The organism is Acinetobacter bereziniae LMG 1003 = CIP 70.12, assembly GCF_000368925.1.
GTDB classification, from domain to species: Bacteria; Pseudomonadota; Gammaproteobacteria; order Pseudomonadales; family Moraxellaceae; genus Acinetobacter; species Acinetobacter bereziniae.
This window is the reverse complement of sequence record NZ_KB849755.1, coordinates 1,108,620-1,128,817: the sequence shown is the minus strand read 5'-3', so window position 1 is coordinate 1,128,817 and position 20,198 is coordinate 1,108,620. Positions and strand designations below refer to the sequence as shown.

Sequence of the window (20,198 nt, the reverse complement as noted above, 5' to 3'; positions counted from 1 at the left end):
AAAATAAAATTATTCAATCTTATTTTTCAACACCAGCTGCTTGACCAGCATATTTGGCATTTGCATAGTCCCAGTTCACTAAGCTTTCTAAGAAAGTTGAAATGTATTTTGGACGAGCATTACGGAAGTCGATGTAATAAGCATGTTCCCAAACATCTATTGTTAATACCGCAACTTTGCCATGGGCAAGTGGAGTATCTGCATTTGATGTTTTAAGAATAGAAAGCTCACCGTTTACTTTGTCGGCAACGAGCCATGCCCAACCTGAACCGAATTGAGTTGTTGCAGCAGCTGCAAACTCTTCAGCAAATTTTTCGTAAGAACCGAAAGCTTCATCAATTTTAGCTGCTAAAGCACCTGTTGCTTTACCACCACCGTTTTTAGCCATACAGTTCCAGTAGAACGTGTGGTTCCAAACTTGAGCAGCATTGTTGAATACACCTGCTTTAGATGCATCGCCAGCAACAGCAACAATGATCTCTTCTAAAGTTTTACCTTCAAGATCAGTACCCGCGATTAAGTTGTTTAAGTTGACAACATAAGTATTGTGGTGCTTATCGTGATGGTATTCTAAAGTTTCTTTGCTGATGTGCGGCGCAAGATCTTCGTAGCCGTATGGTAGAGCAGGTAAAGTAATGGTTGTCATGTTTTAAATTCCTTGCATTGAGCTGGGTTTTAACATTTAAGTGGCTTTATTGTAATAGATTCTTCACGCAATAGGGCATGATGTTAAATAACAATACACAATTTATTTCGATTTAATACGTATATAGACAATTAAAAAATACAGTGAAGATTTTCTTGAAAAAGTATCAAGTCATTTTAAAAAAATAATGAAATGATACTTTTATTGAGGTTAAATTGGATTATTTAACTCAAAATATTCAGATTCAATATTGAACTGTTCTGCAATCGCTTTGGCTAATTCTTGCACGCCATAACGTTCAGTTGCATGATGACCACATGCATAGTAGTGAACATTCAATTCTTTGGCTTCATAAAAAGTACGTTCACTGACTTCACCTGAGATATAGGCATCACAGTCCATCGCTGCGGCTTTTGCAATATAATCCTGTGCACCTCCAGTGCAAAAACCTACTTTTTGAATCTGGGTTTTTGCTGCATCAAGGTGAATCGTATCAAAACCTAATTTTGTCGTGAGAAGCTGTTTAAACGTTTCAGGTGAGAGCGGATTTTTTAAATAACCGATATTGCCAATCGGATTGCGTTCATGAGGGTCCAAAGCTTCAATATTGTCCAAACCTAATATTTGAGCAATCATCGCATTATTGCCCAATGTTGGATGTGAGTCTAAGGGCAAATGATAGCCGACAAGAGAAATATCATTTCGAATGAGACTTTTGATGCGTTTTCCTCGCATCCCTGTAATTGGGTAAGGTTCACCTTTCCAGAAATATCCATGATGGACCAATAACAGGTCCGCTTTTTTTTCAATGGCGGCATCAATTGCATCTTGTGAAGCTGTAACTGCACAAAGAATTTTCTTTACTTCAGATTTTCCTTCAATTTGTAAACCGTTAGGCGCGTAGTCTTTAAATTCATGTGACTTTAAGGTTTGATCACACCACAGAATAATATCTTTAAGTAAAGCCATGAATAACCTTTTATGAAAATAGAGTAATTGAAGAATATCAAAACACATTTTAAACTGTAACTAAAGCTGAACAAAACTCTTTGTATTTTTTATGTTTCTTTATTGAATTGCTTTACAATATACAAATTGCTTTTGCATCAACGAATTAAAAAATTCTTAGAGGAATAAAAACGTGCGGCGTTCATTTACTTGGCTCCCTTGGGTTTTACTAATACTGGTAATTATTTGTTTTGTCGTATGGCAGAAACTTCAACAACCCAAAGCACCGATTGCAGCGGATGGCGTAAAGATGCCAGCGGAGAAAGTAGAGCCGTTGGTTAATACGTCTAGAACAGGTGGTGTGGTGTCGTACAGCGCTGCTGTTAAAGTTGCAGCGCCTGCAGTGGTCAATATTTTTACCACCCAAAAAGTAAAACAGAATCATCCATTGCTTAATGATCCTGCATTTCGAGAGTTTTTTGGTAATCAGATTCCTGAACAGAATCAAAACCAGAATGAAAATAGCTTGGGGTCTGGGGTAATTGTCCGTCCAGATGGCTACATTTTGACGAATAACCATGTGATTGCGCAAGCAGATCAAATTGTTGTTGCCTTGCAAGATGGACGCCGTGCCGAAGCAACTGTGATTGGAACAGATCCAGATACAGATTTGGCAGTCATTAAAATTGGTTTAAAAGATTTACCTGTATTGCCGTTTAAATTGAGTGGTAATGAGGTGGGCGATGTTGTCTTGGCAATTGGTAATCCATTTGGGGTGGGGCAAACTGTGACTCAAGGGATTATCTCTGCAACGGGGCGTTCTGATCTTGGAATCAATACTTATGAAGATTTTATTCAAACAGATGCAGCGATTAATCCAGGTAACTCTGGTGGCGCATTGATTGATGTTGCAGGGAATTTGATTGGTGTAAATACTGCAATTTTCTCACAGTCAGGTGGATCTTTAGGCATTGGTTTTGCAATCCCTGCAAAAATTTGCCAGCAAATACTCAATTCGATTTTAAAAGATGGTCGAGTGATTCGTGGCTGGATGGGGATTAGTTTAGTTCCACCAACACAAGAAGATGTGTTACAACCTCGTCAACCTGGTGTAGTTGTTGCCGATGTATTGAAACGAGGTCCAGCGGCAGAAGCAGGAATTAAAGTCGGTGACCGTATTGTGAAAGTCAATAATGAAGACATTACATCGACTTCACATTTGATTAATTATGTCGCTTTACAAGCACCAAATACTGAAATTCAAGTGGAAGTTGTACGTGGCGATCAAAAAGTGAATTTAACAGTTAAAGTGGGTGAACGAAAAGTTGTGAATAATGACTCACAATTTATTCCACTTCCAAAGCGTTAAATTTAATGCATAAAAGCCCTGATATTTCAGGGCTTTTTTTATGTTCTCAAGTTGATAAAAATAGTGCAATAAAAACAAGTTTTTTCATTAAAGCCAATTTATGGCATGTTGATCACATTGAGCTTTACCAAAACTTCCATTTCGGCTTGCGAGGCCAATTTGCACAAGGATTTGGGAATAAGGTATAAATTTTGACAAATTCGTCTTCTGTAAGTTTTCCGTCATTGTTTTCATCTAGATATTTAAATAGTTTAGTGTTTTTATCTTTGCCTTGAAACTGTCGGTCATCTGGCCAAGGGTATGGGGCAAAGTCTGTAACTTTTAAAAACTCATTGAGTTCAAAGGTATTATTTTTATTTGAATCATAAGTTTTATAAAATCCCTCCCAATCCATGGAAGCAGGTTCACAACCAAAGCTTGCAGTGCTCAATGTACTGAGAGTCATGAGCGTTGCATATATTATTTTATTCATTGTTCTACTCTATTTACATGGTTATATGAAATATAAATATATCATTCAACTTTTCAAAGCAATTTAATAATCATGATTTTCTGATACTAATGGCTATGACAGAGATCATTGGCACTGGTTTGGGTCTCTTTTATTTGGCGAAGATAAACAAAAACCAGCGCCTAAGCGCTGGTTTTGATGAACTAAACATTACAGATTTGATTAGCTTTCTTGTTGGATACCTGCCACTAACCAATCTTGGTTAGAACCCGCAGGTTTTACAAAGTGCCAAACTTCAGAGAATGGTGCAGGCAGACTATTTAAATCTTCACTGACTGTACCAGTAAAACGAACACTTACCACATATTGACCATTTTCAGTTGCACTATCGACCACCAATGCATTTAAGTTCGAAAACTCAGCAACATCTTGATCTTGGTTCGCCATGATATCGTTATACATGGACTGATAAAGATCAGGTGTTAAGTAGCGTTGAATTTCTGCAATGTTACTGACAGAGTTCATCGATTGAATATGATTAAAACGTTGGCGTGCTACACGTAAGAAAGCAGCAGGTTCAGTACCATCAGGAAGCTGATTGCCACTTTGCATTGATGCTGCACCAAAAGGCGCTTGAGGCGCAGCACCACCATTCACAGACTGACCAAAAATATTGGTATTGTCTGAATTACGTGCTGTGTTATTTTGACCAAATGGCGCAGATGTAGGACCTGACGTATTTGGTGCATAAGGATTATTGCCCGCTAATTTTTTTTTAGCGCCGAATTTACGGAACAAAAAGAATGCAGCACCCGCGATCAAGATCAACCAAATCCAGCTCGGGATTCCACCTTTTTTCTCTTCTTGCTGAGCTGCTTGTTGTTTGGCTAATTCAGCATCATTGGTCTGAGCTTGTGAATTCCCATTGTTGTTGTCAGCCATTGCATTGGCAGCAATTGCACCCACTGCCGCACCAGCCACACCAGCAGCAACCATTTTACCGACACCAGAGCCTGACTTTTGCTGACCCGCTTGAGCTGGCATTGGTTGTTGAGCAGGCGTAACTTGTCGAGGTTGAGAATAAGACTGACTTGAACTCGAAGAACGGCTCATGCCATGGCTTTTACCACCACCCGCACGTTTTGCTTCGGCTAAAGGTGCTACAGCCAAAGTTGCCATTAAAATACCTGCGATCAAGCCGCGCTGTCGAACTTCCATTGAATGTACCTATTTAAAAATATGTTTATGAGTATGAAAGCAAGATTATGAGGCTTTGCTTTTCATATCTGTATTTATGCAGTCTTTTGACTAGAATTTCAATGTTTTTGAGATTTATTTGTGCATATATTCACATAATCATAACGAATCTATTGATGGCTTGATGGATTGGAACTTGTTTTTTCTAATGCATTGAAATAATTGAAAAGTCTTGATTTAAAGATGTTTTATCATATCGGTGGAATTGTTCAATTCAAAAGCATTCAGCCTGATCAATTCTGTATCTTGATTCTCATCGTGATTCTCATCGAACAGTGAGTTTAACCGTGCAACTGATCGTTAAAACAAACAGCTGCACGTTTTTTCTCAATCCAAGTATTTTTAGAGTTAACAGTCAGTGCATTTGATATTCAACAATATTAACTGACTTAGCAACACAGCGTACTTGCCGATCTCAAGCGACTTCGTCACTCAATTGCATCGCCTCAGTAAGTGCCTCATGTAAACGAGCAACAGCAATCACCTGTACACCTGCAATTGGTTTTTGTGGAGCATTGCCTCTTGGTACAATGATGTACTTGAAACCGTGTTTAATGGCTTCTTTAAGACGTTCTTGTCCATTGGGAACAGGGCGTATTTCTCCAGATAGCCCCACCTCGCCAAAAACAGCCAATTGTTGAGGCAATGCTTTAGAACGTAGACTGGATGCGCAAGCCAACAGGACCGCCAAATCTGAACCTGTTTCAGTAATTTTTAATCCACCCACCACATTGACGTAGACATCTTGCCCTGAAGTTTGCACACCACCATGACGATGCATAACGGCAAGTAGCATGTTTAAACGGTTTTGTTCTAGACCGAGTGCGACTCGGCGCGGTTGTCCATGTGCATCATCAACCAACGCTTGAACTTCGACCAACAAGGGTCGTGTACCTTCACGACTGATCATGACCACAGAACCTGGGATGGCTTCATCATAACGGCTTAGAAAAATAGCAGATGGGTTTGCAACTTCTTTTAAGCCTTTATCTGTCATACCAAATACGCCCAATTCGTTGACCGCACCAAAACGGTTTTTCACTGCGCGAATCATACGGTAGCGAGAATCTGACTGTCCTTCAAAGTACAATACGCAGTCGACCATATGTTCGAGAACTCGCGGTCCGGCGAGTGAACCTTCTTTGGTGACATGACCAACAATGAATAGGGCAGTACCACTATTTTTTGCAAAGCGAGTTAAAAGTGCAGCTGATTCACGAATTTGTGATACGCCACCGGGTGCAGACTGTAAGGTTTCGGTATATAAAGTTTGGATAGAATCTAGTATGGCAACAGCCGGACGCAATTGTGCCAAGGTGTCACAGATTCTTTCAACACAGGTTTCAGCCATGACCTGTAATTTATCTGTGGCTAAGTCCAGACGGTTTGCACGTAAGGCGACTTGAGAAAGTGATTCTTCACCTGTGACATAAAGTGCGGAGCTGTTCGCTGCAGCCATGTGGGTTGCTGTTTGCAAAAGAATCGTTGATTTACCAATACCTGGATCACCACCGATCAATACCACAGAACCCGTAACCAACCCGCCACCGAGTACTCGATCAAATTCTCCAATTCCTGTTCCTAAACGCGTTTCATTGGAAACAGTGATTTGATTTAACAGTGTTACATTGGCTGCTTGTCCAGCATATCCCCCTCCCATCGGTTTTGCTCGATGTGATACCACAGGTTCAATACGGACTTCAGTCAGAGAATTCCATTCACCACAGTCTGAACATTGACCTGCCCATTTTGGATGGTCTGTACCACATTGTTCACAACGATAAACAGTTTTGACTTTGCCCATTTTGAGTGCATATACCTTTTCAATGATGTGCTGAATGTACCAATAGCGACATTGAAATACAATTTTTTGCACAACATCTCGCCAAAAACAATTTTGGCACGTAAACTGCAAAATGAAGGAACGGTAAAAATAAGAAAGGTAAGGAATAGTCTATTGACTATTTAATAAGCTAAAAGATGGAAAATCCTAGATAATTAGGCGTATCTATTGAAAAAGGCTTTTTTATTTTTTTTGTTTTAAGCTACTTTTGTAAAACAAATCTGAGAGAAGAATATAACAATGTCAAATGAAAACCTCAGTTCTTCTGCGGAAACAGGTGAACTATCTAGAAGTTTATCAAATCGCCATCTTCAATTAATTGCAATTGGTGGTGCGATTGGGACAGGATTATTCATGGGGTCAGGGAAGACAATTAGTCTTGCAGGACCTTCAATATTATTTATCTACATGATCATTGGTTTGATGGTGTTTTTCGTCATGCGTGCGCTGGGGGAATTGCTACTATCAAACTTGCAATACAAGTCATTTATCGACTTTTCAACAGATTTAATCGGTCCTTGGGCAGGTTATTTTGTAGGATGGACGTATTGGTTGTGTTGGATCACCATCGGTATCGCAGATTTATCTGCCATTATCTACTATTTACAGTTCTTTAATAACGGCGTGGCATTTACACCAACCGAAGGCGCGATGATCAGTGTTGCTGCCATTTTCTTTATTATGGGATTGAACCTCGTTACTGTAAAACTGTTTGGTGAACTCGAATTCTGGTTTGCGTTGATTAAGATTATTGCCATCGTGGTACTGATTTTAGTTGGACTCTGGATGATTTTTACGGGCTTTACTTCAGCTGCTACAGGTCAAGTCGCATCCTTTACTCATTTATGGGATCACGGAGGCATGTTCCCTAAAGGGTTTGAAGGCTTTTTAGCGGGTTTCCAGATTGCAATTTTTGCCTTTGTTGGGGTAGAGCTTGTAGGAACGACAGCTGCTGAAACTAAAGATCCTGAAAAGAATTTACCTAAAGCAGTCAACTCGATTCCAATTCGTATTATTTTCTTCTACGTCTTGGCTTTGGTTATCGTCATGTCCGTGACACCTTGGGATCAAATTGACCCTAAAGTCAGCCCATTTGTAAACTTATTTAGTCAAGCGGGTATTGCTGCAGCAGCGATCATCATGAACTTGGTGGTACTGTCATCAGTTATGTCTTCAATGAATAGTGGTGTGTTTTCAACCAGTCGTATGTTGTTTGGACTTTCTCGTGAAGATCAAGGTCCGAAAGCATTTGGTTTGCTCAATCGCCGTGCTGTTCCAGCCAACGCTTTATATTTCTCTGGCGTGTGTTTGCTGGGGGGTGCTGCATTACAGTATTTCGTACCAAATACAGTTGAAGCGTTCACTTTAGCAACGACACTTTCAACGATTTTATTCATTCTCGTATGGATTATTATCCTGTGGAGTTACTTGGTATATTACAAAACACGTCCAGAACTTCATGCAAAATCCGTATTTAAATTGCCGGGTGGACCTCTGACTTGCTATGTGGTGATTATTTTCTTCATTGGAACAATTGGTATCCTCGCTTTAGAGCCAGATACTTTGAAATCATTGATGGTCAGCCCAATTTGGTTAATTATCCTTGCGATTGGCTATTTCTGTTTTTATAAGAAAAAACAGTAATTAGCTATTTCAAAGATACTCATAAGAAAACGCCAGTAATGTACTGGCGTTTTTTTTATTCTCATTTTAAGCTTGAGCGCCTGTTATTTTGGTCTATATTTTAGAATCAAGGTATACTGACAAAAATTTTGGAAATAGGTGAGCAGATGCGTTTAGCAATTTGTAGCATCGGTTTAGTTTTAAGTGGTGCCGTTTTAGTAGGCTGTGGTCAATCTGGTAATTTACAGTTAGCCAATAGCCCTGATTATGACAAGCGTGCCAAATACTTGTTGTATTCAAATAATGACAGTAAATCTGTTCAGACTGAGAAAAAAGCAGTGGATCAGGCTGTTCCCGCAGATCAGTCTGTCCCAGCATCACAAGTGACTTCAAATTAAACCTATTTAAACTTTCATTGAAAGGATACATTCATGAGTTTTTCCCGCATTGATGGGGTATTGCATGCAGAGCAATGTTCTTTAGATCAGCTTGCTATGCAATATGGCACACCACTTTATGTCTATTCAAAAGCGACATTTGAAAAGCATTATTTAGATATGGATAAAGCCTTTAGCTTTATCGATCATCAAATTTGTTTTGCGGTGAAGTCTAACTCTAATCTTGCAGTATTGAATGTATTGGCAAAACTGGGTTGTGGTTTTGATATTGTCACAGGTGGTGAACTTGCACGGGTACTTGCGGCAGGTGGTGATCCATCAAAAATCGTGTTTTCTGGTCTAGGCAAACAAGAAGAAGATATACAAAAAGCGTTGGAAGTGGGTATTGCATGTTTCAACGTGGAATCACATGCTGAACTTGATCGTATTCAAAATGTTGCGGCACGTTTAGGTCAAAAAGCACCTATTTCTCTACGAGTCAATCCAGATGTTGATGCCAAAACCCATCCTTATATTTCAACAGGGTTGAAAGAAAATAAATTTGGTATTCCTTCTGATGTGGTTTTTGAAACCTATCAATATGCAGCGTCTTTGCCAAATTTAGATGTGGTTGGAATTGATTGTCACATTGGTTCGCAATTGACTGAAACTCAGCCTTTTGTGGATGCGCTTGATCGTATTATGATGATGATCGAACAGCTTAAAACGCTCGGCATTCATTTACAGCATATCGATATCGGTGGCGGTTTAGGCGTGACTTATAAAGATGAAACGCCACCAAGCGTTGTTGAATATGCTGAGTCTATGCGTCCAGCTTTAGAAAAACTGGGTTTAAAAGTATATATGGAACCGGGGCGGAGTATTTCAGCAAATGCTGGCGTTTTACTGACTAAAGTTGATTTGCTTAAACCAACTCAGCACCGTAACTTTGCAATTATCGATGCAGCTATGAATGATTTAATTCGCCCATCCCTGTATGAGGCTTGGATGGATATTCAGCCAGTTAAGTCACGCACTGATGTTGAAAACAAAACTTGGGATATTGTCGGCGCTATTTGTGAAACAGGTGATTTCTTAGGTAAAGCACGTGAACTTGCGCTTAAAGAAAATGATCATCTTGCTGTTTTGGGTGCTGGTGCATACGGTTTTGTTATGAGTTCAAACTATAACAGTCGTGGTCGTGCTGCAGAAGTGATGGTGGATGGTGAGCAATCTCATGTGATTCGTAAACGAGAAAGTATTGAATCACTTTGGGAAAATGAACGTTTGTTGCCTTAAGGAGTAATTTTAGATGTTATTAGAATTTACCAAAATGCATGGTCTGGGCAATGACTTCATGGTGGTTGATTTGATTAGCCAACGTGCCTTTTTTGATGCAATGACGATCCGTCGTTTGGCTGATCGTCATTTTGGCATTGGTTTTGATCAACTTCTCATAGTTGAACCACCAGATTTTCCCAATGTAGACTTTAAATATCGTATTTTTAATGCAGATGGTTCTGAAGTAGAGCAGTGCGGTAATGGGGTGCGTTGCTTTGCTCGTTTTGTTTACGAGCGTCAATTGACCAATAAGAAGCGCTTTAAAGTGCAGACCAGTGCAGGCATTGTCGAACCTGAGTTGGGTGAAAATGGTTGGGTTCGCGTCAATATGGGCTATCCGAAATTTTTACCGCAAGAGATTCCATTTATTGCTGAAGAGCCAGATGCTTTGTATGACATCGCTTTGGCAGATAATCAGTCACTGACCATTGATGTGGTCAATATGGGTAATCCGCATGCAGTGACCATCGTTACTGATGTTTTAACTGCAGATGTTGCGCATATTGGTCCACAAGTAGAGTCTCATGAACGTTTTCCACAACGGGTCAATGCAGGTTTTATGCAAATTGTAGATGAGAAACATGCGCGCTTACGTGTCTTTGAACGTGGTGTAGGTGAAACCATGGCATGTGGGACAGGTGCATGTGCAGCAGCTGTGTCAGGTATGCGTCGTGGTTTGCTTGCCAACAATGTGGAAATTGAATTGGCAGGCGGTAAATTGCAAATTGAATGGAAAGAAGGTGATGTGTGGATGACCGGTCCAACGGCTACTGTTTACGAAGGTCGTTTGGATTTACGCTATTTTCAAAGTTAAGCATATACCTTTAGCCCTGAATTGATGTCAGGGCTTTTTAAATTTGGTCAGCAGGTTTTCATCAATAACTACAGCGCTGATATTTATTAAAATTCAAAGCAAATAATCACAATCAAATAGGAAAATAAACCATGGCAATAGACCGGATAGATTGGCATGCTGAATCCGCTGAACAAGCTGGATATCCCTACAAAAATGGTGGAACGCATATCGGCATGTATTTGGCATGGATGATCAATCATTATTTAGAAGGTGAGTTTCATCAAGAAGAAAGTGAAACTGAATTAGAACAAGTGCGTACTCGTCAAATGACTGGATTACAGTTTTTGACAGATATGTGTGATGAAAAATTCTGGGAAGAAGATTTGAATGAAGAAGGCTTTGAATTTACGCAAGTTTATTATGAAAGTCATCAATATTTTAAAGATTATGATGAAACCTTGGTTTATTCAAAAGGCTTAACAGAAACTTATGCAGTAGAAGACACTTGGGAAAACTATGATTTAATTGCTGCAGTAATCAGTCAGAAATATCAGCAATGGAAGCAAAACCGCCCATAAGTTTGCTAAAAGTGATCCATAAAAAAACACAGTCCGAAATGGGTAGGACTGTGTTTTAATGTTGATTCGTCTGGAGATCAAATCAACATTAAGCAACCACACTACAGCACGCATATTTGCTTAATGTATATATGAGGATGATTGGTTGTTTTTCAACCAATATAAGTGTAAATTCTAAAAGTTTCAATGTTCTAAAACTATTCAGTTAATTCATTGAATGAATTCCAAATATATTACCTTCGGTATCTACAGCTAAAACGATATGTCCATGCGGTCCGATTGACATTTTTGTTTGATGAATTTGTCCTCCCGCAGCTTCAACACGAGCTTCTTCGATCGCACAGTCTTCACTACTGAAATAGATAATCGTACTGTTTCCACCTGCACTCACACCTTGCATTTTTACCAAGGTTCCAGTGGAGCCATACTGGTTCATGTCGGATGGAAAAGCCCACATTTGGGTATTTGCATCAGTCGGGTCGCTCAATAAACTGAGTTCTGTTCCCAATACAGTTTGATAAAATAATTTGGCTCGTTCCATATCATCAACATAGATTTCAAACCAACAGACTGGATTTGGCATGATGGTGTCCTTTTGTTTTACTGTTATATGTATTAGACCATTCGTTGGCAGTTTGCTTGAGTAGATAAACTCTAGCTCAGCCAGCAAATATTATTTTTAGACTTTATTGTGATTAGCTTATGACAAACTTGAATGTTGTACAGCTGTATTTTGTAAGCAGGTTTGTTTTTTATTCACAGCCATAAAAAAAGAGAATGCCGAAGCATTCTCTTTTCTGAATTGTTGAACATCATTATATTAATGACGCGCAGCTTTTTTGCCTTCATCTACCGCTTTCACGATTGGTGCTTTGACCAATGGTGTTGGTTGTTCAACCAAAGCAAGTGGAAGGATCTCATCGATACTTTTCACTGCTTTAATCTCTAAACCATCTTTCACGTTTTGAGGAATTTCAGCCAAGTCACGTACGTTTTCTTGTGGGATAAACACAAGTTTAACACCACCACGATGTGCCGCTAAAAGTTTCTCTTTTAAGCCACCAATACGCATTGCACGACCGCCTAAGCTGGTTTCACCCGTCATGGCAATATCAGGACGAATTGCAATACCTGTAAATGCTGAAACCAACGCAGTTGTTAAAGCTAAACCTGCTGAAGGACCATCTTTCGGTGTTGCACCTTCAGGCAAGTGAACGTGTACGTCAGTTTCTTCAAAACGAGAAGCTTCAATACCTAATTCATCTGCACGTGTACGAACCACAGTCATTGCAGCTGTAATCGACTCTTTCATCACATCACCGAGTGAACCCGTCGTAATGAATTTACCTTTACCTTTGACGGCTGCAACCTCAATGGTTAACAACTCACCGCCAACAGAAGTCCAAGCCAAGCCATTTACACGACCAACTTGAGCTTCTTCTTCAGCCATGCCGTAATCAAACTTATGCACACCTAAATATTCAGGTAAGTTTTCAGCAGTGACATCGATATGCAAGTTCTTGGCTTTCTTGCTTACAGACTCTTTCACCACTTTACGCGCAATTTTTGAAACTTCACGCTCTAGGCTACGCACCCCAGCTTCACGTGTATAACGACGCACGATGTCTCGAATCGCTTCTTCATGAACAGTCAATTCTTTAGGACGTAATCCATTGTTCTTAATCGCTTTAGGAACAAGATAACGATCCGCAATATTGACTTTTTCGTCTTCGGTATAGCCCGGTAAACGAATCACTTCCATACGGTCTAATAACGCCTCAGGAATATTCATGCTGTTGGCAGTACAGATGAACATCACTTCTGACAAATCTAAGTCAAGATCTAGATAATGATCATTAAATTTGCTGTTCTGTGATGGATCAAGTACTTCAAGTAATGCAGATGCTGGATCACCACGATAATCCTGTGCCATTTTGTCAATCTCATCGAGTAAGAACAATGGGTTCTTAACACCGACTTTGGTTAAAGACTGCACAATTTTACCTGGCATCGCACCGATATAAGTACGACGATGACCACGAATTTCTGCTTCATCACGGACGCCACCAAGTGCCATACGAACGAATTCACGTCCGGTTGCTTTAGCAATGGATTCACCAAGAGAGGTTTTACCCACACCTGGAGGTCCGACTAAGCATAGGATTGGACCACGAAGTTTTTTCACGCGTGACTGAACAGCAAGGTATTCAACAATACGTTCTTTGACTTCATCTAAACCGTAGTGGTCTGTGTCCAAGATTTCCTGAGCTTTTGCCAAGTTAATGCTAACTTTGCTGGCTTTATTCCAAGGCGTATCTAAAATTGCCTCGATATAATTACGTACCACAGCAGCTTCGCTTGACGCAGGTTGCATCGCTTTGAGTTTACGGAACTCATTTTCAGCTTTTTTACGTACATGTTCAGGTAAATCAGCTTCTGCTAAACGTTTTTCAATTTCAGCAACATCATCTTCCGCACCGCCATTCATGTCGGAAAGTTCACGTTGAATGACCTTCATCTTTTCATTGAGGAAGTATTCACGTTGGTTTTTTTCCATTTGACGTTTTACAGAGTCATGCAAAGTTTGTTCAATCTGTTGTTCTTCAGACTGTTGTAACAAATAAGTCATGAGTTCTTGTAAATGTGCCTCAAACTCATCGTGTTCTAAGAATTTTTGTTTGACATCAATATTCAAAGGTACACGTGTTGCAACAAAGAATAATAGTTGCAGTAAATCGTCAATTTTGTTGGCTGCTGCAATCAACTCACGTGCATTACGTAATTTTGCTTCTGCATACTGTGAAAACAGCGCACGTAATTCATCCACACGTGTTGTTTGGGTAGCGTTGTCTATCGATACAGTCATTGGACTTAACGCATGTTCTGCCGATAAATATTCATCATTGTCGATGATCTCAACCAGCTTAGAACGGTGTAAACCTTCAATGAGCACTTTGATGCAGTTTTCATCATTTTCATGGTTTACAACTTGTACAATCTTAGCGACAGTACCATATTGATATAGGTTGTCGTGATCAATTTCTTCTGTAAGCGAATCTTTTTGCGCAACTACAAATACTAAATTGTCACTGTTACGAGCCACATCAACTGCATTGATCGATTTTTCACGACCCACAAATAGCGCAATTTGCATGTGTGGATAAACCACCACGTCACGCAACGCTAACAGCGGTAATACACTTGGAACCTGTGGCTCTAAGTTTTCTTGATTCATAATAATTTCAGACATGGGCACTCCTAATGAGTGACAACGGTGTTGCCATGTTTTTTATAGTGATGTGTATTTCAAAAATTACAAGGGCTTTACTTAATAAAAAAGTTAAAAAAACGCAAGTATTTGATTTTCAAACAAGCCTAAAGGAATTTATTGACCTATCTGACGTTTGAAATAGTAAGTTTTTATTGGTGTAATCAAGCTATCAAGGGATTGATCCCACGAATTTCTTGCTAATTCAGTATGTAGAAACTGAAAATCATGTGCTAAACCTAGTCGATGGGGCTGTTGAAAAGCGGAAGCAAGCGTTCGATCATAAAAACCACCTCCCATGCCCATTCGTGTTCCTTTTATATCACAAGCCAATAATGGCATGATCACAACATCTAGTGTCGAAACATGCTTTCCACGGCTTGCCATGGGTTCTAACATGCCTAAACGATGTAATGAAAAGCGTTTATTTTGATATTGCTGGTAGGAAATTTTGACCCAAACCAAGTGATTATTCATATTACAGATCATGGGTAAATAAACTTTTTTACCCTGAGTAAAGCAATATTCAATCAGACGTTTGGTTTTTACTTCTCCAAAAGCATCTAAATACAGTCCAATTTTCTGCGCGTTTAAAAATTTCGGATGCTTTAAACATTGCTTTAAGCAACGCAACTCGATCATTTTTTGTTGCTGTGAATTCAACTTGCGTCGTTGCTGACTGATGATTTTGCGCAGTTGTGAATTTTGATTCATGCTGTCAAGTTTAACTCCAAACTATAAACAGTATACAACGAATTGAATCACAACAGGATTGAGAAAATTACAGTTTCGATTGATCTTAGATTAAAAAATTGTCGTATTTTTTGTTTAAAATTGTTGTTGCTGATTATGACAAGCGCTATGACAAACGCTAGATGAGGAGATATTTTAACTCCTATCAAGTTTTTCGATAAATGGACAAATCGATCTAATCTTGCTAATTATCTGATAAACATCAACTTAAAATAGCCGTTTGGACAGAGATCAATAAACTATCTTTTTTGACAAATGTTGGATTTTGCACAGTCAATTGAAAAGTTTCAGACTTCTATTAGGCTGAATAAGAATTCACGTGAGTGATGATGGATCAACAAGAATATAAATAGGACAAAGTGATGCAAGATAACCTGAATACACATCGAAGAATGCCGTCACGACCATGGGTTAAGGCAACTATATTTGCATTGACCAGTAGTTTGTCTGTGCTGTCTTATGCTGCGCCACCTGTAGCACCTAAATTAAATCTGGAACTTTCAGCACATTCAAAAAATAAAATTAAAACCTTGATGAATGATCCTAAAGTTTGGCAACAAATTCCTAAAACCGTCACGCTCTGTGTATTTTCACCAGATGGAGCGAATAGTGAGGCTTTTGAACAAGCCACCAGTTATATCAGTGAACTACCACGAATTACCCAAATCGCCAAAGAATTTGGTGTGGATATGAAGATCACACGCCCAACCAAATTGTCGATGCATATTGACCTAAATTATCCAAAACTCAAGAAAACAGCATCCACAGATATTAATTTACGTGTCTATACCGATGAACGTGTATTAACTGAAGATTTTAGAAGTAAACGCTGTGATGGTGCAGGCATCAGTAATATTCGAGCGAGACAATTTAATCCTTTCGTCGGCAGTATTGATGCAATTGGTGCTGTGCAAAATTACAAGCAATTGACCACCGTGATTCAGTTACTTGCGCGACCTGAGTATGATGCAAAAATGGTCAATCGTGATTATGAGGTCGTCGGAATCGTGCCTTTGGGTGCTGCGTACATCATGGTCAATGACCGTCGTATTGATACTTTATCTAAGGCGGCAGGTAAAAAAGTTGCAGTCATGAACTTTGATGGAACGCAGAAAAAACTTGTACAAAATGTGGGTGCACAACCTGTTTCAGTGGATTTATTAACAGTGGGGGGCAAGTTTAATAATAAAGAAGTTGATATTATGGCTGGTCCTGCATTGTTGTTTAAGCCTTTAGAGTTAAAAAAGGGCATGACTGATAAAAATGGGAATGTGGTCGGCGGTATTATCAAGTTTCCGCTCATTCAAGTGACAGGAACATTGATCATGCATCGTAATAAATTCCCTGCTGGAATGGGACCAATTGCACGAGAAATGATTTCCAAGCAACTCAGCCCAGCGTTTGAGTTTGTTGATAAAATCGAAAGAGAAGTCCCTGACAAATATTGGTTTGATATCCGTGAAGCTGACAAGCCTGGCTATATCAAGATTATGCGTGAAGCACGTATTCAGATGACCAAAGAAGGCTATTATGATCCTGCAATGATGAAAATTTTGAAAAAAGTCCGTTGTGGACAAACACCAAGTAGTTTTGAATGCGCATTGAATGATGAATAAGGCAGTGAGCTTCATCTATACATAGAGATAAAACCAGTGTTATAGACTAACAAAGGCAAAATAAGTATTTATTTTGCCTTTTTTAATACTTAATCAAAGAGGGGTGAACGATGTTGCAGTGATATGGACTTTACCATTGAGTGGGAGGAGTATGTATCATCTGCTCATCTAAGGATTTTTGCGAGTTTTTATTCTGAGCTAAATTAATTTCTGATTTTTCAACATAAAGGAGGGTAGTGTTTAAGTAATTTATTTAAGTTCTCAATCTCAGATGGTGCTGTGTAATTTTTTTTATCTTACAAATTAAATTTTATAGAAAGTTAAACACTTCAAAAAATCAAAGATGAATGAAAACAATTATAAGTAAAAATTGATTCTGTCATCTTACAGAAAAATTATAGATTTTTTATCTATGAAAATTTTTTAGATTACAGCTTTGTAATTTGATATACAGTGTTTTTATGTTAAATAATTATCATTATCGATTAAAAATAAGAAAAGGTTAAAATTTTGACAACACATTATTTTATTTGTCTTGGAGACCGTACTTCTGGTGGCGGTGTAGTGGTTGAGGGTAATGTCAGGCATATTATTTTAGGACGCCCCGCTGCTTCGGTTGGTATGAAAGTGCTATGTTGTAATCGACCACAAAAAATTATGAATGGTTGGTCATGCTTTAACGATCATGGGAAATTAATTGCGTATCACGGTTGCCTATTAAGTTGTGGTCATCGACTTATTGCCAGTCAAAACTTGAGTGGTTGGTCAGATGATCAGGATGATTCAACATTACCGGAACAAATCATCTCTAAACCACAGCGGTATCACGAGTTTTTTACACTTAAAGATGATGATGGTCAGCCAGTTGAAGGACAGAAATATCGCCTAAGTGCTGAAGATGGTTCAGTGCTTGAGGGATATACCAACGCGAAAGGACAAACGGAGTACCTTTGGACACATGAAAAGCTTCCTGTAAATTTAGAAATCGTTGATGATGAAGAGGAAGCACAATTTGATCATTATCATATAACTGACCAAGAATAAGGAAAATAAAAATGTCAGGACGTCATACAACTGGTTCAGGCTCTACCAGTCCCAATAAAACTAAACCATCAGTCACCAAGCCCAGTTCCAAAGGTACAGAGATCAAGTTAGAAACAGGTACAAACAAGACCTATTTATGCGCTCATATTTGTGCAGCAAGCAAAGCCCCTAAAATTGGGGCAATTGGTCAAAAGCTTTATCAACAGACGGTCACCAATGCCATTAAGGCAGAAGCAGATTTAAATTTTGGTGTTTGGGCGTACTTAGCTGAAGTGGGCTATGATATGACACGTAAAGTACCAATGCCATTAATGAGTCAAGATCCTGCACGGATGCATCGTCCTTCAACATTTCCATTGGGTGCGGCAAAAAAACAAATTGAAAACTTAAGCAAAGGTGATTTTCGGATTCCTGATGTTACGGTTTTAACCATTAAGGCGGCTGAAATCATAGAAATGCGGATGACAGGAACGATTGAATGGGATAGATTTGAACCAAGACGAGAAAATATAGAACGTTTGGTTGAAATTAAATTTGGTCAGGATGATTGGAGGGATGGGCAGTTAGAAGCTTATGAACGAATTGCACCTGATCGAGTTCGTGAAGTATCGGATAAAGACTGTAGTTGTAGTACCCGAAAACCACCCAGTGGTGGAACCAAAATTCCAGTTTATCCACCGATTAAAAATCCAACCCCTTATAAAAATGCTACTTTTCGTCCTGCCAATACGGGGCTAACTGCTAAAAAAGGCATCCCCAGTATGTTGGGTGCTTTAGGTAAGCTGATTGCGCCACCTTCACCAGAGGTACAGTTTTATCGAAAATTGGTTCCTTTACAAGAGTATAAAAGTCTGATGGTTCCGATTACTGCCAGTATAGGGATTGGAGGTGCATTTATTTGTGGGACTGTAGTCTTGGTCAGTGCAACAGGCGGTGCGATTGCCACAGCAGGCGCAATCGGTGCAACAGAAGCTGTAGCTGGTGGAGTATTGATTACAGGTTTTGCGACATTGGTACATTCATAATATTGGAAATAACTCAATGATTATTCAATCGGAACAAGATTTAGCACCTTATTTAAAAGATTTTCAATGGTCTGAACATAAAAAAGGTCAGCCATCTTTATTTATAGTCGGTGCTGAGTTTCAAGCACATTTTTTATATTTTGCAGGGCATAGTCCTGAAAAGCGTCAAGCCCTTATCGAATGTATCGAAGCATACAATCAGCATTATGCAGAACATTTTACTTGGGGCTCTTATGTCAATGAAAACGGTGATGGTCGCTATTACGATATAGCTGAGATGCCTAGTATCCAAGAAGCGGTGGCTAAACATCCCCACTCTGATGATCAAATTGAATGGCGTTGTGCATCAGGAGAACGAGATGAAGCACCAGAATATATGATTTATGCTTTTACCAATCGAGGTTGGGAAGGGCGTAATCAAGTATGCTCGACATTGACTTTTCGTGTTCCGAATCAACTCATTTTTGATATCGAAAAAAAAAAGATATTAATGTCTTTGATTCAGAAGTGTATCGATAAATTGGGGGTATATCATGCGGTGGCAGGTTTTCAGAGTGCTTTACCTTATAAGCCGATTGGAGTTGGTGATTACTCGCTAGCGCAAGGCGAACGTTTTTGGGGTATTTATCAAGGAGCTAATATTAGGGAGAGAAGTCGTATTGCAGATGGTATTAAAAGTATTGATTGGCTGACTTATTTGAGCAATACCTTGGTGCAACGTATTTGTGAAGTTAAAAATTTTCCGAAATATTGTGAGTTTTTCAATCTTAAACCTCAGCAACAACAAGAAGGCTTTTTATTTCAATTGGAAGAATTTCCACAATTATTACCAAGTGATCAACCTGTTTTAGACAGCTACTATAATCTGAATAAAGCCTTACGTCCGTTAAGAAATGGAGCCTATTGGTCAATTAGTTATGATGTAGGTAATCATTACAAGGTATTGGATGTTGAAGCCAGTCGTAAATGGATTCGCCGTTTAGATGCACCTGATATTTTTCCTGACCGTGGACATTATCAAGAACGAAAACCCTTTAAAAATAATATTTATTTAGAGTCAGGGCGATCCTGTGAAATTGATGGTATTTATCGTTATGAAGAACAGATTGGTTTAGATGGACAACCTGAATATGTTGGCTATGCTGATCGTAGTGATTATAAGCCAAATAATTTAGATGATTTTCGTCAGCAAGTTGTATTGCTTAAAGGTGATATTGCACCACGTTTTTTAGAGTGCTATGAACATATGGTTTTAAAAGAAGC

The 20,198-nt window shown here is 39.1% G+C and carries 18 protein-coding genes; 10 read left to right on the top strand and 8 right to left on the bottom strand.

The genetic code is table 11. The annotated features are described in order from the left end of the window. Positions 1 to 19 precede the first annotated feature (19 nt). Both F938_RS07210 and F938_RS07205 read right to left on the bottom strand, forming a co-directional pair. Positions 20 to 646 carry a superoxide dismutase gene (locus F938_RS07210; RefSeq protein WP_004828430.1) on the bottom strand — a complete coding sequence of 209 codons (627 nt, stop codon included), beginning with the start codon at positions 644 to 646 and terminating at the stop codon, positions 20 to 22. Positions 647 to 856: 210 nt separating this feature from the next. Then, entirely contained in the window at positions 857 to 1,615 is a 759-nt protein-coding gene (locus F938_RS07205; RefSeq protein ID WP_005030685.1) for a Nif3-like dinuclear metal center hexameric protein, read from the bottom strand. 172 nt (positions 1,616 to 1,787) lie between these two features. Here F938_RS07205 and F938_RS07200 point away from each other — a divergent pair, with 172 nt between their 5' ends. Next, positions 1,788 to 2,963 (top strand): S1C family serine protease, encoded by a 1,176-nt coding sequence (locus F938_RS07200; RefSeq protein ID WP_004828434.1) that lies wholly within the window; start codon positions 1,788 to 1,790, stop codon positions 2,961 to 2,963. A gap of 124 nt (positions 2,964 to 3,087) precedes the next feature. On the opposite strand, the gene F938_RS07195 is transcribed toward F938_RS07200, so the two are convergent. From F938_RS07195 to radA, 3 genes are all read right to left on the bottom strand, one after another. Then, positions 3,088 to 3,435: an EF-hand domain-containing protein gene (locus F938_RS07195; RefSeq protein WP_005030683.1), complete on the bottom strand. Its 348-nt coding sequence runs from the start codon at positions 3,433 to 3,435 to the stop codon at positions 3,088 to 3,090. 201 nt (positions 3,436 to 3,636) lie between these two features. Then, positions 3,637 to 4,632, bottom strand: coding sequence for a Tim44 domain-containing protein (locus tag F938_RS07190; protein WP_004828437.1), 996 nt, complete (start codon positions 4,630 to 4,632; stop codon positions 3,637 to 3,639). A gap of 454 nt (positions 4,633 to 5,086) precedes the next feature. After that, the gene (radA, locus tag F938_RS07185) at positions 5,087 to 6,475 is read right to left on the bottom strand and encodes a DNA repair protein RadA (protein ID WP_010591196.1); all 1,389 of its coding nucleotides are present in this window, start codon (positions 6,473 to 6,475) and stop codon (positions 5,087 to 5,089) included. A 279-nt stretch (positions 6,476 to 6,754) separates the two neighbouring features. On the opposite strand from radA, the gene F938_RS07180 reads away from it, so the two are divergent. From F938_RS07180 to F938_RS07160, 5 genes are all read left to right on the top strand, one after another. Next, positions 6,755 to 8,158 carry an amino acid permease gene (locus F938_RS07180; RefSeq protein WP_005030677.1) on the top strand — a complete coding sequence of 468 codons (1,404 nt, stop codon included), beginning with the start codon at positions 6,755 to 6,757 and terminating at the stop codon, positions 8,156 to 8,158. A gap of 146 nt (positions 8,159 to 8,304) precedes the next feature. Further along, on the top strand, positions 8,305 to 8,535 hold the full coding sequence (locus F938_RS07175; RefSeq protein WP_005030674.1) for a hypothetical protein: 231 nt from the start codon (positions 8,305 to 8,307) through the stop codon (positions 8,533 to 8,535). Positions 8,536 to 8,568: 33 nt separating this feature from the next. Continuing rightward, positions 8,569 to 9,813, top strand: coding sequence for a diaminopimelate decarboxylase (gene lysA / locus F938_RS07170; RefSeq protein WP_005030672.1), 1,245 nt, complete (start codon positions 8,569 to 8,571; stop codon positions 9,811 to 9,813). A gap of 13 nt (positions 9,814 to 9,826) precedes the next feature. Further along, positions 9,827 to 10,669 carry a diaminopimelate epimerase gene (dapF, locus tag F938_RS07165; RefSeq protein WP_005030669.1) on the top strand — a complete coding sequence of 281 codons (843 nt, stop codon included), beginning with the start codon at positions 9,827 to 9,829 and terminating at the stop codon, positions 10,667 to 10,669. Between the two features lie 131 nt (positions 10,670 to 10,800). After that, the gene (locus tag F938_RS07160) at positions 10,801 to 11,229 is read left to right on the top strand and encodes a DUF7832 domain-containing protein (protein ID WP_005030666.1); all 429 of its coding nucleotides are present in this window, start codon (positions 10,801 to 10,803) and stop codon (positions 11,227 to 11,229) included. A gap of 205 nt (positions 11,230 to 11,434) precedes the next feature. Here F938_RS07160 and F938_RS07155 read toward each other — a convergent pair whose 3' ends face one another. The 3 genes from F938_RS07155 to F938_RS07145 all read right to left on the bottom strand — a co-directional run bounded on the left by F938_RS07155 (position 11,435) and on the right by F938_RS07145 (position 15,211). After that, the gene (locus F938_RS07155; RefSeq protein ID WP_005030664.1) at positions 11,435 to 11,812 is read right to left on the bottom strand and encodes a VOC family protein; all 378 of its coding nucleotides are present in this window, start codon (positions 11,810 to 11,812) and stop codon (positions 11,435 to 11,437) included. A 237-nt stretch (positions 11,813 to 12,049) separates the two neighbouring features. Next, positions 12,050 to 14,479, bottom strand: a complete 2,430-nt coding sequence (gene lon / locus F938_RS07150; RefSeq protein WP_005030661.1) for an endopeptidase La — start codon at positions 14,477 to 14,479, stop codon at positions 12,050 to 12,052. 135 nt (positions 14,480 to 14,614) lie between these two features. Further along, entirely contained in the window at positions 14,615 to 15,211 is a 597-nt protein-coding gene (locus tag F938_RS07145) for a 5-formyltetrahydrofolate cyclo-ligase (RefSeq protein WP_005030657.1), read from the bottom strand. A 401-nt stretch (positions 15,212 to 15,612) separates the two neighbouring features. On the opposite strand from F938_RS07145, the gene F938_RS07140 reads away from it, so the two are divergent. The 4 genes from F938_RS07140 to F938_RS07125 form a co-directional block, all read left to right on the top strand. Beyond that, on the top strand, positions 15,613 to 16,866 hold the full coding sequence (locus F938_RS07140) for a putative solute-binding protein (protein WP_005030654.1): 1,254 nt from the start codon (positions 15,613 to 15,615) through the stop codon (positions 16,864 to 16,866). 510 nt (positions 16,867 to 17,376) lie between these two features. Continuing rightward, entirely contained in the window at positions 17,377 to 17,910 is a 534-nt protein-coding gene (locus tag F938_RS07135; RefSeq protein WP_005030652.1) for a PAAR domain-containing protein, read from the top strand. A gap of 11 nt (positions 17,911 to 17,921) precedes the next feature. Continuing rightward, positions 17,922 to 18,935: a hypothetical protein gene (locus F938_RS07130; RefSeq protein ID WP_005030650.1), complete on the top strand. Its 1,014-nt coding sequence runs from the start codon at positions 17,922 to 17,924 to the stop codon at positions 18,933 to 18,935. Positions 18,936 to 18,954: 19 nt separating this feature from the next. Continuing rightward, a partial coding sequence (locus tag F938_RS07125) for a type VI immunity family protein (protein ID WP_034714987.1) occupies positions 18,955 to 20,198 on the top strand: 1,244 nt, incomplete at its 3' end.

Bases quoted from the DNA above. Each gene is read 5' to 3' on its own strand.
- F938_RS07190 (WP_004828437.1), bottom strand. From the start codon at position 4,632: ATGGAAGTTCGACAGCGCGGCTTGATCGCAGGTATTTTAATGGCAACT.
- F938_RS07180 (WP_005030677.1), top strand. From the start codon at position 6,755: ATGTCAAATGAAAACCTCAGTTCTTCTGCGGAAACAGGTGAACTATCT.
- lon (WP_005030661.1), bottom strand. From the start codon at position 14,479: ATGTCTGAAATTATTATGAATCAAGAAAACTTAGAGCCACAGGTTCCA.
- F938_RS07160 (WP_005030666.1), top strand. From the start codon at position 10,801: ATGGCAATAGACCGGATAGATTGGCATGCTGAATCCGCTGAACAAGCT.
- F938_RS07155 (WP_005030664.1), bottom strand. From the start codon at position 11,812: ATGCCAAATCCAGTCTGTTGGTTTGAAATCTATGTTGATGATATGGAA.
- F938_RS07210 (WP_004828430.1), bottom strand. From the start codon at position 646: ATGACAACCATTACTTTACCTGCTCTACCATACGGCTACGAAGATCTT.
- F938_RS07205 (WP_005030685.1), bottom strand. From the start codon at position 1,615: ATGGCTTTACTTAAAGATATTATTCTGTGGTGTGATCAAACCTTAAAG.
- F938_RS07140 (WP_005030654.1), top strand. From the start codon at position 15,613: ATGCAAGATAACCTGAATACACATCGAAGAATGCCGTCACGACCATGG.
- lysA (WP_005030672.1), top strand. From the start codon at position 8,569: ATGAGTTTTTCCCGCATTGATGGGGTATTGCATGCAGAGCAATGTTCT.
- dapF (WP_005030669.1), top strand. From the start codon at position 9,827: ATGTTATTAGAATTTACCAAAATGCATGGTCTGGGCAATGACTTCATG.
- F938_RS07145 (WP_005030657.1), bottom strand. From the start codon at position 15,211: ATGAATCAAAATTCACAACTGCGCAAAATCATCAGTCAGCAACGACGC.
- F938_RS07175 (WP_005030674.1), top strand. From the start codon at position 8,305: ATGCGTTTAGCAATTTGTAGCATCGGTTTAGTTTTAAGTGGTGCCGTT.
- radA (WP_010591196.1), bottom strand. From the start codon at position 6,475: ATGGGCAAAGTCAAAACTGTTTATCGTTGTGAACAATGTGGTACAGAC.
- F938_RS07195 (WP_005030683.1), bottom strand. From the start codon at position 3,435: ATGAATAAAATAATATATGCAACGCTCATGACTCTCAGTACATTGAGC.
- F938_RS07130 (WP_005030650.1), top strand. From the start codon at position 17,922: ATGTCAGGACGTCATACAACTGGTTCAGGCTCTACCAGTCCCAATAAA.